Annotated in this window: 11 protein-coding genes; 5 read left to right on the top strand and 6 right to left on the bottom strand. The window is 65.0% G+C overall.

All coding sequences use genetic code 11. The annotated features are described in order from the left end of the window. The gene (locus LOY37_RS16050; RefSeq protein ID WP_045194087.1) at positions 1-699 is read right to left on the bottom strand and encodes a CoA transferase subunit A; all 699 of its coding nucleotides are present in this window, start codon (positions 697-699) and stop codon (positions 1-3) included. A gap of 137 nt (positions 700-836) precedes the next feature. Between LOY37_RS16050 and LOY37_RS16055 the strand changes: the two genes are divergently transcribed. Continuing rightward, positions 837-1,730 carry a LysR family transcriptional regulator gene (locus LOY37_RS16055; protein ID WP_258593872.1) on the top strand — a complete coding sequence of 298 codons (894 nt, stop codon included), beginning with the start codon at positions 837-839 and terminating at the stop codon, positions 1,728-1,730. Positions 1,731-1,743: 13 nt separating this feature from the next. Here the strand turns inward: LOY37_RS16055 and LOY37_RS16060 are convergent, their stop codons facing one another. Continuing rightward, positions 1,744-2,847, bottom strand: coding sequence for a DUF2235 domain-containing protein (locus LOY37_RS16060; RefSeq protein ID WP_093381578.1), 1,104 nt, complete (start codon positions 2,845-2,847; stop codon positions 1,744-1,746). A 130-nt stretch (positions 2,848-2,977) separates the two neighbouring features. Between LOY37_RS16060 and LOY37_RS16065 the strand changes: the two genes are divergently transcribed. The 3 genes from LOY37_RS16065 to LOY37_RS16075 are packed head-to-tail and all read left to right on the top strand — an operon-like array spanning position 2,978 to position 6,899. Continuing rightward, the gene (locus LOY37_RS16065) at positions 2,978-5,197 is read left to right on the top strand and encodes an AAA family ATPase (RefSeq protein WP_093381575.1); all 2,220 of its coding nucleotides are present in this window, start codon (positions 2,978-2,980) and stop codon (positions 5,195-5,197) included. A gap of 29 nt (positions 5,198-5,226) precedes the next feature. Beyond that, entirely contained in the window at positions 5,227-6,051 is an 825-nt protein-coding gene (locus LOY37_RS16070; RefSeq protein ID WP_213604038.1) for a hypothetical protein, read from the top strand. Continuing rightward, positions 6,051-6,899 carry an aldo/keto reductase gene (locus tag LOY37_RS16075; protein WP_258715238.1) on the top strand — a complete coding sequence of 283 codons (849 nt, stop codon included), beginning with the start codon at positions 6,051-6,053 and terminating at the stop codon, positions 6,897-6,899. Before LOY37_RS16070 ends, LOY37_RS16075 begins: the two co-directional genes overlap by 1 nt. A gap of 15 nt (positions 6,900-6,914) precedes the next feature. On the opposite strand, the gene LOY37_RS16080 is transcribed toward LOY37_RS16075, so the two are convergent. The 4 genes from LOY37_RS16080 to lexA are packed head-to-tail and all read right to left on the bottom strand — an operon-like array spanning position 6,915 to position 12,651. Continuing rightward, on the bottom strand, positions 6,915-10,019 hold the full coding sequence (locus LOY37_RS16080) for an error-prone DNA polymerase (RefSeq protein ID WP_258715239.1): 3,105 nt from the start codon (positions 10,017-10,019) through the stop codon (positions 6,915-6,917). Further along, on the bottom strand, positions 9,995-11,410 hold the full coding sequence (locus LOY37_RS16085; RefSeq protein WP_258715240.1) for a DNA polymerase Y family protein: 1,416 nt from the start codon (positions 11,408-11,410) through the stop codon (positions 9,995-9,997). The genes LOY37_RS16080 and LOY37_RS16085 overlap by 25 nt, the downstream gene beginning before the upstream one ends. A 6-nt stretch (positions 11,411-11,416) precedes the next feature. Then, positions 11,417-12,034: a translesion DNA synthesis-associated protein ImuA gene (gene imuA / locus LOY37_RS16090; protein ID WP_258715241.1), complete on the bottom strand. Its 618-nt coding sequence runs from the start codon at positions 12,032-12,034 to the stop codon at positions 11,417-11,419. After that, on the bottom strand, positions 12,034-12,651 hold the full coding sequence (gene lexA, locus LOY37_RS16095) for a transcriptional repressor LexA (RefSeq protein ID WP_045194093.1): 618 nt from the start codon (positions 12,649-12,651) through the stop codon (positions 12,034-12,036). The genes imuA and lexA overlap by 1 nt, the downstream gene beginning before the upstream one ends. 77 nt (positions 12,652-12,728) lie before the next feature. Here lexA and LOY37_RS16100 point away from each other — a divergent pair, with 77 nt between their 5' ends. Continuing rightward, positions 12,729-13,385, top strand: a complete 657-nt coding sequence (locus LOY37_RS16100; RefSeq protein WP_258715242.1) for an HAD family phosphatase — start codon at positions 12,729-12,731, stop codon at positions 13,383-13,385. Positions 13,386-13,468 lie beyond the last annotated feature (83 nt).

Raw genomic sequence — 13,468 nt, forward strand, 5'->3', positions numbered from 1 at the left:
TCAGGCTTTGACGGTGCGTTTTTCGATACGCTTCTCGAAGGTGCCGACGATGACCCGGTCGACATAGATGCCCGGGGTATGGATTTCGCTCGGCAGCAGCACGCCCGGCTCGACGATCTCTTCGACCTCGACCACGGTGATCTTGCCGGCGGTGGCGGCCAGCGGGTTGAAGTTCTGCGCGGTGTTGCGGTACACAACGTTGCCGTAGTGGTCGGCCTTCCAGCCCTTGACGATGGCGAAGTCGCCGGTGATGGACTCTTCAAGGATGTACTTGCGGCCGTTGAATTCGCGCACCTCTTTGCCTTCGGCGACCGGGGTGCCGTAGCCGGTGGCGGTGAAGAAGGCCGGGATGCCGGCGCCGCCAGCGCGCATCTTCTCGGCCAGGGTGCCTTGCGGGGTGAGTTCCACTTCAAGTTCGCCGCTGAGCAGCTGGCGCTCGAACTCGGCGTTTTCGCCCACGTAGGAGGCAACCATCTTGCGGATCTGGTGCTCTTCAAGCAGCACGCCCAGGCCAAAGCCGTCGACGCCGCAGTTGTTGGAAACCACGGTCAGGCCCTTGACGCCACGGCGCTTGATTTCGGCAATGAGGTTTTCCGGGATGCCGCACAGGCCGAAACCACCGGCCAGTACCGTCATGTTGTCGGTCAGGCCTTCAAGGGCCTGTTCATAGGTTGCTACGCGCTTGTCCAGTCCGGCCATGCTGATCCGCCTTTTGTAGTTGTTGATCCGACAGGGGTGTCGGCGAGCGTTTGAACCATCTTCACCCCTGAGCACTTATTTGTTAATTTTGTTTTTATGATCGATTGATTAACTTTTCAAAAGAATAGCCTAGCCCGATGAACGTCAAACAGCTGCGCGCCTTCGTCACCGTCGCCAAATACCAGAGCTTTGCCCAGGCTGGCGAACACCTGCACCTGTCGCAGCCTGCCCTGAGCCTGACCATCAAGGCCCTGGAGGACAACCTCGGCGGCGCCCTGCTCAGCCGCACCACCCGCAGCGTCAGCCTGACGCCGGAGGGCGAAGTGCTGCTGCCGCTGGCCCGGCAACTGCTGGCCGACTGGGACAACACTGAAGAATTGCTGCGCCAGCGCTTTACCCTGCAGCTTGGGCGGGTGTCGATCGCCGCCATGCCGGCCTTTGCCGGCAACCTGCTGCCGGCGGCGCTGAAGGTGTTCCGCCAGCGCTACCCGAGGGTCAACGTCACGGTGCACGACGTCATCAACGAACAAGTGCTGGAACTCGTGCGCCACCGCCGCGTCGAACTGGGCATCGGCTTCGAACCCGAAGCCAGCGAGCCGCTGCGCTTCACGCCGCTGTACCTGGACCGCTTCGTCGCCGTGGTGCCGGCCGACTCGCCGCTGGCGCAACAGCCAAAGGTGAGCTGGCGTGAACTGCTGGGCGAAGACTTCATTGCCCTGCAACGCCCTTCGGCGGTGCGCCTGCTGCTGGAGCAACACCTGGCCGCCGAACACGGCAAGCTGGCGGTAGCCTTTGAAAGCCATCAGCTGTCGACCATCGGCCGCATGGTTGCCAACGGCCTGGGCGTCAGTGCCGTGCCGGCGCTGTGCATCGGCCAGATGCAGGAGCTGGGCGCGCGTTGCGTGCCGCTGGTAGAACCGAGTATAGAACGGCGTATTGGCGTGACCCTGCTGGCCGACCACAAGCTTTCGGCAGCGGCGCAGGCGCTGCTGGAGGTGCTGCAGGAGTGCAACGCCGGTAATCTGCTATGAACCGCCGACTCACTCAAGGCAGATCGGCGACATAGGTCACTTGCGTCACACCATTGACGATGCTTGCCGACGCATAACCGCCTGCCTTGATTCGTGCATCAACCGATTCATGCACCAGCAATGCGTTGGGCAATACCCGCGGGTAAGGCTGGCGTAATGGCGGCATGGCGCCAATGACCAGTTTGCGCCTGCCCTTGCTCCACACCAGCCGCGGGACCCATTCGGCAATTCGCCAGGCACGGTTCATCGAGTCATGGGATTGCGCCAGAGGGTCCGGGGCTACGCCGGCCAACGGGTTCAATTGTGCCTGGCAGGCCTGGGCGTCCAGGGCCAAACCTGCGGCACCGGCCTGGGCGAACATCCAGCGCAGGGCCACCAGGGCCAACTGCGACTCGGCAACCGCATAACCGCCACCGACATCACAGTGCACGCCGCGAAAAAACACCTCTTTGACATCGGTCGGATCTGTCGGCTTGGCCCGCCACAAGTGCTGGCGAAAGAAACAACGACGCTCATCAAGCGACACGGCATGACGCACCTTCGCCACACTTGGGTTGCTGGCGGTAAAGGGAATACTGACCGGGTCATAGATCCAGCCCAGGGATTTCACCGTGTCGAACAGGCCAAGAAAGCTGATCTCCAGGTCACGGCCAAACGTCTCCTTGAACTGGCGCTGTAGAGCAAAATCAGGGGTCTTGTCCTGGTCTCGGGCCAGCAGCATGGACCAGGCATAATCGAAAAGATGAGTCTGATGGGCCGGCACCAACCCCAGCCCATGCACCAGGGCGGCGAGCACCCTGGCCGCGTAAGCGCCGCGCGAGAAGCCGAAAACAAACACCTGGTCGCCCGGCTGATACTGCTCGGCAAGAAAACGATACGCCCCTTCGACATTGCGCTTGAGCCCCCAGCCGAAGGCCAGGCCAAAGATCCGCGCCGGCAGTTTCTGCCATTCGAACAGGGTTTCCTTGAGGCCGAAGGTACCGACGCCCTGATCATAGTAAGACAGGACTTGCTGCGGGTCAGGATTGAGTGCCCGCACAAGGCGCAGTATATGCGTCGGTTGCTGACTGAAACGGTTGTTGGTGCCGTCCAGGCATATCACCAGTTGCCGCGCCATGTGCAGAGCCTCCTGTGCTGACGCTTTGACTATAGGCCAATGATGCTTTATCGCCATCAGCTGCGTTGCAGCAGCTATAGTCAGCACATCACGCGCAGTCGCAACTCCCTCTTCACTGGAGTCTAACCCGATGATCAGGATCGAACGCGGGCCAATCCCAGAGGTGTTTTCCTCCGCGGCGTTTACCCGGCTACGCAGTGAAGCCGAGGCGTTCTATCGCCAGCCTGCGGCGAAACGTGCCCAGGCGCGTTTTGGCTTCCAACGCATCGCCGCACGCTTGCACCCGGATATTCGTCTGCTCTGGAGCGAACGCCAGGTCAATAAGTGTGCCTATTGCGAGCAGTTGGTCAGCCGCCCGGAAATCGAACTGTTCAGACCGCGCTACGGCAGCACCGACTTCAGCGGTGGCGTCTCCGATGACCACTATTGGTGGTTGACGTTCGAATGGAGCAACTACCTGCCCAGCTGCGCCGAATGCAATGCACTCAAGGGGCCGCGCTTTCCGGTGCAAGGGCCACGGGCCAAAATGGGGACCACCGGGGAAGCCCTGCGCCAGGAAAAAAACCTGCTGCTCGATCCCGCTGAAGATGATCTTGATGGGGTATTCCTGTTTCTCAGCGACGGCAAGATCACCAGCGCAACCGAACGCGGCCAGGCCACCATCGATGTGCTGGGCCTGAACCGCAGCAACCTGATCAAGGCCCGGTCGGATGACCTGCGCAATCTCGAACATCTGCAAGCGCTGATGAAAAACAAGCGTCCCGACACAAAAAGCCTGGAATACCTGGCGCAAATGGTCAGGCCGCAAAGCCCGTTCTGCGCCATGCGCCGCCAGTTTGTCCGGGCCTGGGCGGAACAAGTGGTCGCGCAGTTCCCCAGCAGCCACAAGCGCATGACGGATTTCCTCAATTTCAACACCGCGCTGGGTGCCTCGAGCAGCGCGAGTAACAGCAAGGCGCTGCGCGATGCGTCCAGAGACCTGACACAACGAACCAAGGCGCTTGAGTCATTCTCGATCGAGCAATCGCAGCCGCCCGAACAACTGTATCGGATGTCCCAGTACATTGAGCGCATGGAATTCAGGCATATCCGCGCGGTTGACCACCTTCAACTCGAACCCTCGTTCAGCGATGGCAAGATCGGCTCCTGGTACATGCTGCTCGGTGAGAACGGCACGGGCAAGAGCACCTTGCTCCAGGCACTGGCGTGCGCGCTGATTGGCCAGAGTGGCGTTGAACGGTTGGGCGTGCAGGCCACTGACCTGCTGCAAAAAGGCGCAGCCCGCGGCGAAGTCAGGGTCGAGCTGTCTGGCATGTCGGAACCTATCGTCATGACCCTGACCCGGCGCGGCAACAAAATCAGCATCAAGCCAGCGGAGCCGAAAGTCATGGTACTGGCTTATGGCGCGACTCGTTTAATGGGTAAACCGCAGCCAGCCGACCCGTCTGCTGCGGCCAGAAGCAAAGTGGAAAACCTGTTCGACCCGACACGCTTCCTCGACAACGGAGTCCCCTGGCTGAACACCGCAAGTTCCGCAGAGTTCAATCGTTTCGCCCGCTCTCTGACCTCGTTGCTACCCAGCGCCGACGGCGTCCAACTGGTTCGGCGCAATCACCAGATCATCGTCAAGAGCCCCTCCGGGCAAGATACCCTGACAGCCGTCAGCAGTGGCTACCAGGCCGTGCTGGCATTGGCCATGGATATCATGAGTATCATGCGCCTGGGCTGGCAGGACATGTCCTCGGCGGAAGGCATTGTGCTGATCGACGAAGTCGACGCCCATCTGCATCCGCGCTGGCGAATGCGTATCGTGCAGCGCCTGCGCGAAGTGTTTCCGCGGGTACAGTTTATTGCCACCAGCCATGAACCCCTCACCCTCAGGGGGCTGGACAGCAGTGAAATCGCCGTACTGACCCGCATTCTCGATGGCCCGGTCACGGCCATGACCACCAAGAACACTGAGCTGCCCTCCCCACGCTTCATGCGCGTCGATCAACTGCTGGCGTCAGAATACTTCGGCTTGCATTCGACTGAGGACGTGGAGATCGATCGCCTGTTCGAGGAGTACTACCGCCTGCTGGCCATGGAGCAACGCAGCCCTGGCCAGCAGGATCGCCTGCAGACCATCAGCGAGCAGTTGCGGGGCAACAACAAGATGGGCCTGACGCCTCGGGAGCACATGGTTTTTGAAGCGGCCGACAAGTTCCTGGCCGAGCGCATGGCGAGTGCCCGCGAGCTGCCGGCGGAGGATGAGCATGATGCGCTCATCGAACTCAAGAGCCTGTGGGAGGAAATCCAGCTTGAACCTGCCCAGCCTGTGGCGCACGACGGGAAAGGGCCTGAATCATGATCAAGGTACAACGCAGCGCCGCTCCGGCCGTGCTCGATGGGGCGCAGTCTGCCGGCCAGGACGAGACCCGGCGCGCGATCGCGCATATCGTCAATGCCACGCCTGCAACCCCGCCTCCGCCCTTCGAGTTCAGTGTGTACAAAGACCCGGAAATCGTCGAGGCCCTGCGCGTGCTGTTCCACAAGAAATGTGCCTACTGCGAATTCAATTACGCCGCCGGTGGCCCGGAAGACATCGAGCACTTTCGCCCCAAAGGCGCTGTGGTGATCAATGGCAAAATGAGCAAACCCGGCTATTACTGGCTCGCCGCCGACTGGGACAACCTGCTACCGTCGTGTATCGATTGCAACCGCAAACGCGGCAAGACCTTTGCCGATGACAGCACCGGCATGTCCGGCAAAGCCAATCTGTTCCCTGTGGTCAATGAAACGCTGCGCTGGCGCGACCACGCCGCGCAAAAAAATGAAATTGAGTTGCTGCTCAATCCTTGCGTGGACGACCCCGAGCAGCACCTGGAGTTTCTTGCCAAGGGCCTGGTCCGCCCCAGGACAATCCAGATAGCTGCCAACCTGGTGCCCAGCCCGAAGGGGCAAGTCTCCATTGAAGTGTACGGTTTATTGCGTCGCGACCTCGTCGAACAGCGCCAGCTCAAGGAAAAGCGCGTCAAGGCGGCGCTGGAACGAGCGCTCAAAGCCATTGAAATGATGCGCCAGGCTACCCATCCGGCGCTCAAGCAAAATCTCAGGGATCACGCCCGGCAATTGCTCGAAGATGCCAGAAGCCACCTGGCACCAAACGAGCCTTTTCTGGCCGTTGCCCGCACCATTTTCAAGAACTACGGACTCGATTGCTGATGACTGACACGAAGGCCCCCCTCGCACGATTGCAAACAACCTCCCACAAGCTTTCCAGGATTGGCCAGGGCACCTGGTACATGGGCGAAGACCCGGCCCGCCAGCACGCCGAAGTTGGCGCCTTGCAGCACGGTATCGAGCTGGGCCTGAACCTCATCGATACGGCCGAAATGTACGCCGAAGGCGGCGCGGAAACCGTTGTAGGCAAGGCCATTGCCGGGCGTCGCGAGCAGGTTTTCCTGGTCAGCAAGGTGTACCCGCACAACGCCAGCCTCAAAGGCATTCCCGCGGCCTGCGAACGTAGCCTCAAGCGCCTGGGCACCGAACACATCGACCTGTACCTGCTGCACTGGCGTGGCCAGTACCCGCTGGCGGAAACCGTCGAAGCCTTCGAGCGCTTGCGCGTCGAGGGCAAGATCGGCCGTTGGGGCGTGTCCAACTTCGATGTCGACGACCTGCGCGAGCTGTATCGGCTGAGCGGTGATTGCGCGGCCAACCAGGTGCTCTACAACCCCTCCCAGCGCGGCATCGAATACGATCTGCTGCCCTGGAGCCACAAGCGTAACCTGCCGACCATGGCCTACTGCCCGCTGGCCCAGGCCGGGCGCTTGCTCAAGCACCCGACCCTGGCCGAGATTGCCGAGCGCCATGGTGCGACGCCGGCGCAGGTGAGCCTGGCCTGGGTGATTCGCCAGGACGGCGTGATTGCCATTCCCAAGGCGGTGGACCTTGAGCATGTGCGCCTGAACGCGGCGGCGGCCAACCTGGTGCTCAGTAGTGAAGATTTGCGCGCGATTGACCGGGCCTTTGCGCCGCCGACACGCAAGCAGCATCTGTCGATGGTATGAGGGCCGCGATGCTGTTCAGTGAAAATCCCGACTGCGCACATCCAGCCCCTGCAACAGCGGGCTCAGATCCTCCAGGCGCTGGGCAATCAGGTGGCGTACCCCGCTCTCGCACTCCAGCTTTCCGCTCACCCGCAGCAGTTGCGCGCCCACCAGAACCCGCCGCTGGCGCTCGGCCAGGTCGCGCCAGACCACCACGTTGACGTTGCCGAACTCGTCTTCAAGGGTGACGAAGGTCACCCCGCTGGCGGTCCCCGGCCGTTGGCGCCCGGTCACCAGCCCCGCCACGCTGACCCGATCGTTGTGTTCGGCCTGCTCCAGCGCTTGCGAACTGCGGCACCCCAGGGCATTGAGGCGGCGGCGCAGCAAGGTCAGCGGGTGCGGGCCGAGGGTGGTGCCGACACTGGCGTAGTCGGCAAACATGTCCTCGCTCAGCGACGGTTGCGGTAAATCCACCGGTGCTTCCACTGGCGCCTCGATGCCAGCGAACAACGGCAGTTGCGCCTGCACCGCGGCCACGCTCCAGCGCGCCCGGTAACGGTCGCTGGCCAACCCGCGCAAGGCCCCGGCATCGGCCAGCAGCTCACGGGCGCGGGCATCGAGCTGCGCCCGCAGGCACAGGTCGCTGACATCGCGCCAGCCGCACTCGGCCCGCGCCTGTTCGATGCGCAAGGCGTCCTGCTGGCGAAAGCCGCGCACCTGGCGCAGGCCCAGGCGAATGGCCAGGGCGTCCCCTGCCCCCGGCTCCAGGCTGCAATCCCAGTCGCTGTGGCAGACATCCACCGGGCGGATCTCGAGGTGATGACGGCGGGCGTCCTGCAGGATCTGGTCGGGGCTGTAGAAGCCCATGGGCCAGCTGTTGATCAGCGCACAGGCAAAGATTGCCGGCTCGTGGCACTTGAGCCAGCAACTGGCATAGGTCAGCAAGGCGAAGCTGGCGGCGTGGGACTCGGGGAAGCCATAGCTGCCAAAGCCCTTGATCTGCTCGAAGATGCGCTCGGCAAATTCTGCGCTGTAGCCGTTGTCGAGCATGCCCTGGGTCAGCCGTTGGCGGTGCGGCTCCAGGCCGCCGTGGCGCTTCCAGGCGGCCATGGCCCGGCGCAGTTGGTCGGCCTCGCCGGCCGAATAACCGCCGGCGACCATCGCCAGTTCCATCACCTGCTCCTGGAACAACGGCACGCCGAGGGTGCGTTCGAACACCTGCTTCAGCGCATCCGACGGATAGCTCACCGGCTCAAGCCCCTGGCGCCGGCGCAGGAACGGGTGAACCATGTCGCCCTGGATCGGCCCGGGGCGAACGATAGCCACCTCGATCACCAGGTCGTAGAAGTTCTTCGGCTTGAGCCGCGGCAGCATGGCCATTTGTGCCCGCGACTCGATCTGGAACACACCGACGGTGTCGGCGCGGCCGATCATCGCGTAGGTCGCCGCGCAGTCGGCCGGGATGCTGGCCAGGGTCAACCGGCGGCCACGGTGGCGATACAGCAGGTCGAAACAGCGGCGCAAGGCGCTGAGCATGCCCAGGGCAAGAATATCGACCTTGAGCAGGCCGACCAGGTCGAGGTCGTCCTTGTCCCACTGGATCACCGTGCGCTCGTCCATGGCGGCGTTTTCCACCGGCACCAGGCTGTCCAGCGGCTGCTCGGAAATCACGAAACCGCCCGGGTGCTGGGACAGGTGCCGGGGAAAGCCGATCAGCTCGCCGGTCAACGCCAGCACCCGGCGCAGCAACGGGCTGTCGGGGTCGAAACCGGCTTCGCGCAGTTGCTCGGGCGGCGGCAGGCGGTCGCTCCAGCGCCCGCAGCAATCGGCCAGGGCGTTGATCTGCTGCACCGGCAAGCCCAGCACCCGGGCGATATCGCGCACTGCACCGGCAGCGTGGTAGGTGCTGGCCACGGCAGTGAGCGCCGCGCGATGACGACCGTAGCGGCGGAACACGTACTGCAGGACTTCTTCGCGGCGGTCGTGTTCGAAGTCGACGTCGATGTCCGGCGGCTCGTCGCGCTCGCGGGACAAAAAGCGCTCGAACAGCAGGTGGCTTTTCATCGGGTCGAGCTCGGTGATGCCGAGCACGAAACACACCACCGAGTTGGCCGCCGAGCCGCGCCCCTGGCAGAGAATGCCCTGGCCCCGGGCGAAGTTGACGATGTCGTGGACGGTAAGAAAGTAGCTTTCGTAGTTGAGCTCGGCAATCAGTTGCAGCTCGTGTTCCAGGGACTGGCGCGCCTTGTCGCCGATCCCTCCGGGCCAGCGTTCACGGTGGCCGCGCTCGCACAGATGGCGCAGCCAGGCGCTGGCCGTCTGGCCTTCGGGCACCAGTTCGCGAGGGTATTGATAGCGCAACTGGCCCAGGTCGAACTGGCAACGCGCGGCAATGCACAGGCTTTCTTCGAGCAATGCCGGCGGATACAGCTCGGCCAGTTGCGCCAGCGGGCGCAGGTGCCGTTCGCCATTGGCGAACAGGCGCTGGCCGGCCTCGGCCACGCTGCAGTGATGGCGGATGGCGGTCATGCTGTCCTGCAGGGCACGACGACCACGGGCATGCATGTGCACATCGCCGCTGGCCACGGCCGGAATATTGAGGCGCTCGGCCAGGGCCAGCAGCTGTTGCAGGCGCCGCGGGTCATCGGCGCCACGGTGCAGCTCGACCGCCAGCCACAGCCGCTCGGCGAACACCTCGCGCAACCAGTGGCCGCTGGCCTGGTCAGCCTCACTGCCGTCCGGCACCCACAGCGCCAGCAGGCCGTCCAGGGGCGTGGCGAAGTCTTCGCGCAGCAGTTGGTACTCGCCCTTCTTCGCCCGTCGCCGGCCCAGGGTGATGAGTTTGCACAAGTGCTGGTAACCGCCGAGGTTCTCGGCCAGGAGCACCAGCTTGGGGCCGTCGTGCAGGCGCACTTCGCTGCCGACGATCAGCGCCAGGCCCGCCGCCCTGGCTGCCTGCCAGGCGCGGACGATACCGGCCAGGGTGCACTCGTCGGTGATCGCCAGGGCCTGGTAGCCCTGCTGGCGGGCACGCTGGAACAGCTCCTGGGCACTGGAAGCGCCGCGCTGGAAGCTGAAGTTGGACAGGCAGTGCAGCTCGGCGTAGCCCGGGGTGTTCATGCGAACCAGCCCTGTAGCCACAAGCGGCCGTCTTCACCGAGGGTGCGGTAGGCCCAGCCGTACAGACCGCTGGCGGTACGCACCCGGTAGTAGTCGCGGCGCACATCGCCGCCGTCCCACCAGCCGGATTCGATGCGCTCGGCGTCGGTCAGCAACTGCACGCCGACGCCGGGCAAGGCCTGGGGCTCGGCCAACAGCCAGCCCGGGCGCGGCGCACCTGGTAGCGCCAGCGCCTGGCGCGGCCCGTCGCCCGCCTGCCAGGCGCACTCGGGACGGTGATCGGCCTGGGCCGCAAGCCCCCGTACCGCCTCGTCGCCCAGCCGTGCGCGCAGGCGTTCGCGCAGTTGCTCCCAGGGCTGGTTCTGTTGCGGGCGCGGGTCGAACAGTTCGGCGCGCTGCGGCACGAAGGCCGGCAGGTCTTCGGCCAGCAGGCGCAGGTTGCGCACCGGCGCGGCAATCTGCAGTTGCTCAAGGCGGCCACGGGCCAGCTCGAACAGCATCGACGGATCACGCTCGGCCGCCAGCAGGCCGACCGGCACGCAGGTGTCGGGCCCTTCGCCGTGCTCCAGGTGCAGGGCAAAGCGCTGCACGCCGCTGTCGCGCCCGGCGAGGAAGGCGGCAAGGTCGTTGATCAGCCGGCGCAGGGGGAACAGCAGGGCTTGATGGGATTCGACATCGAAGTTCAGCTCCAGGCGCGCATCGAAGCGGTCCGGTGGCAAATAGAATTCCAGGGCCATAGGCCGGCGCCCGAGCAGGCGGTCCAGGTGCAGTTGCACCGCTGCGGCAAAGCGCCGGGCCAGGGCGTCACGGGGCAAGGCCAGGACCTGGCCGAGCTGGCGCAGGCCCATGCGCGCCAAGGCGTTGGCGGCCTCGGCGGGCAGGCCGACGCGGTCGATGGGCATCTGCTCCAGCGCCGCGCGGGTTTGCTGCGGGCACTCAAGGGCCAGGCCGTCGTGGGCATTGGCGAGCATGCGCGCCGCCACCGGGTTGCTGGCCAGGACGATGCGGTGACGAAAACCCAGCGCCTTGAGCTCTGCGCGCAGCCGCGCTTCAAAGGCCGGCCAGGGCCCGAACAGGCCGAGGCTGGACTCGACTTCAAGCAACAGCACCCGTGGGTAATGCAGGCTGACCTGGGAGCTGAAGCGATAGGCCCAGGCGGCCAGAAACTGCTGCAATTGCTCGATAGCTGCCGGGTCGTGCTCGACGCAGGTAAAACTGCCGGCCAGGGCCTGGGCGGTGGTCAGCGCCTGCCCGGCGCGCAGGCCCAGGGCAGCGGCTGGCGGGTTGACCGCCTGCAAGACCCGGCGCTGGGCCGGGCCGCTAAGCAACACCAATGGCGTGTCGGCGTCGTCGCGGGCGCGTAGCACGGCGTCGAGTGCCAGCTGCGGCAGCAGGATACAGGCCCAGAGCATGATCCATCAGCCTCGCCCGGGGCAGGCAATGGGCGTGGCCGGAGCCAGGCCGCCGCGGCACTTGAGCACCCGCCACTGGGCCGGCTGGGCATCGACGGCAATGCGCAGCGCCGCCGGTGACGGGTTGAGCGCAGCCTGTTGCCGGCGACAGGCAAAAGCCAGGGTCTGGCCGCTTTCGGCGGCAACCTGCAAGCGGCGCAAGGCGCGATCATCGGCCTTGTGCGGCCAGCACAGCACGGCGCCGCAACTGCCCGAGCGCAAACACTGCTCGGCGGCCCAGAGTACTTCGCCGGCAGTGGCCTGGACCACTGCCAGCCACTGCAGGTCGACCCCGGCCGCCTGCCAGGCCGGCGGGTAGGGAATGAACGGCGGCGCAATCAGCACCACCCGCTCGCCGGCCTGGGTCAGGCGCGCCAGGCTCGGCCACAACAATTGCAGCTCGCCACAGCCTTCGGCCGCCAGCAGCAGCTCGGTCAGCGCCCCGGGCGGCCAGCCGCCACCGGGCAGTGCCGCATCCAGGGCGGCATGACCGCTGGGCTGCAGGCCCTGGGGCAAGGCCTGCGGGCGGCCCTTCCAGAGCCGTTGCTGGTCGAGCAGGCCGTCGAGGCTGACCACCGCGCCCATCAGCCGCGCCTCACCAGGCCGCAGAACACCCCTTCGATGACGAAGTCGTGCTCCGGGCCGACCTCGATGGGGGCATAGGCCGGGTTGCGCGGCAGCAGGCGGTAATGCCCGCCGGCGCGTTCGAAGCGCTTGATGGTCACCTCGCCGTCCAGGCGCGCGACGATGATCTGCCCGTCACGGGCCTCGGCCTGCTGCTTGATGCCGACCAGGTCGCCATCGAGGATGCCGGCGTCGATCATCGAGTCGCCGCGCACCTTGAGCAGGTAGTCCGGCGAGCGGCTGAACAGGTGCGAATCGAGCATCAGTTGTTCGTGGATATCCACGTCCGGGCCGATCGGCCGGCCGGCGGCAACCTGGCCGAGCACCGGGATCTCCAGCACCTCGGGGCGGCGCAAGGCACCGGCCAGGCGGATGCCACGGGCCTGGTTGGGGGTGACCTCGATGAAACCGGCCTCGGTCAGCGCCTGGATGTGCTTGCGCGCGACACTGCGCGAGGCAAAACCGAAGGCCGTGGCGATGTCGGCCAGGCTTGGCGGCTGGGCCTGATCGGCGATGCGCTGGCGAATGAAATCGAGGATAGCGCGGCGTTTGGGCGATAGTTTATTCATGGAGTACATTTGTACTCTTTTCCTACGCATCTGACCAGCCCCGCTGATCCGGTTATCATGGCCGGCCACCGCAGCGGAAGCCGACCATGCTTGATGCCCTGTTGTTCGACCTCGACGGTACCCTGACCGATACCGACAAACTCCACCTGCTGGCCATGCAACAGCTGTTGCTCGAAGAAGGCCGGGTGTTCACCGAAGCCGAGTTCGATGCCCACGTCAGCGGCCGGGCTAATGCCGACCTGTGCCGTTACCTGTTCCCCGACCGCCCGGTGAGCGAGCACCAGCTGTTCGCCGAGCGCAAGGAGGCGCGCTTTCGCGCCCTGTCGCCAACCTTGCAGCCCACCGCAGGCCTGCTGCGTTTGCTCGAACATGCAGAACGCCAGCGCATCGGCGTTGCCGTGGTCACCAACGCGCCACGGGCCAACGCCGTGCACATGCTCGCCGCCATGGGCCTGGAGCAACGCTTCGAGCATGTGCTGGTGGCCGAAGAACTGCCCCGGGCCAAGCCCGACCCGCTGCCCTACCTCACCGGCCTTGAGCGCCTGCAGGCGCGGGCGACGCATTCGCTGGCGTTCGAGGACTCGGTACCGGGGGTGAAGGCGGCCAGCGGCGCGGGGATATTCACCGTCGGGTTGTCGACCAGCCAGCGGCCTGAAGCCTTGCTGGAAGCCGGTGCGCAGTTGGTGGTGAAGGATTTCGACGATGAGCGCTTGTGGACATTGATCGGGCGGATGTCCGGCTGAAGACTGCGGCGCGCCCATCGCTGGCAAGGCCAGCTCCCACAGGGTTGCGGGGTATGCAGGATCTCTGTGGGAACCGGCCTTGC

It is taken from the genome of Pseudomonas sp. B21-012 (assembly GCF_024749305.1).
Lineage (GTDB): Bacteria > Pseudomonadota > Gammaproteobacteria > Pseudomonadales > Pseudomonadaceae > Aquipseudomonas.

Coding starts and splice junctions, on each gene's coding strand:
- LOY37_RS16055 (WP_258593872.1), top strand. CDS start 837: ATGAACGTCAAACAGCTGCGCGCCTTCGTCACCGTCGCCAAATACCAG.
- LOY37_RS16065 (WP_093381575.1), top strand. CDS start 2,978: ATGATCAGGATCGAACGCGGGCCAATCCCAGAGGTGTTTTCCTCCGCG.
- LOY37_RS16100 (WP_258715242.1), top strand. CDS start 12,729: ATGCTTGATGCCCTGTTGTTCGACCTCGACGGTACCCTGACCGATACC.
- LOY37_RS16075 (WP_258715238.1), top strand. CDS start 6,051: ATGACTGACACGAAGGCCCCCCTCGCACGATTGCAAACAACCTCCCAC.
- LOY37_RS16050 (WP_045194087.1), bottom strand. CDS start 699: ATGGCCGGACTGGACAAGCGCGTAGCAACCTATGAACAGGCCCTTGAA.
- LOY37_RS16085 (WP_258715240.1), bottom strand. CDS start 11,410: ATGCTCTGGGCCTGTATCCTGCTGCCGCAGCTGGCACTCGACGCCGTG.
- lexA (WP_045194093.1), bottom strand. CDS start 12,651: ATGTACTCCATGAATAAACTATCGCCCAAACGCCGCGCTATCCTCGAT.
- imuA (WP_258715241.1), bottom strand. CDS start 12,034: ATGGGCGCGGTGGTCAGCCTCGACGGCCTGCTCGACCAGCAACGGCTC.
- LOY37_RS16060 (WP_093381578.1), bottom strand. CDS start 2,847: ATGGCGCGGCAACTGGTGATATGCCTGGACGGCACCAACAACCGTTTC.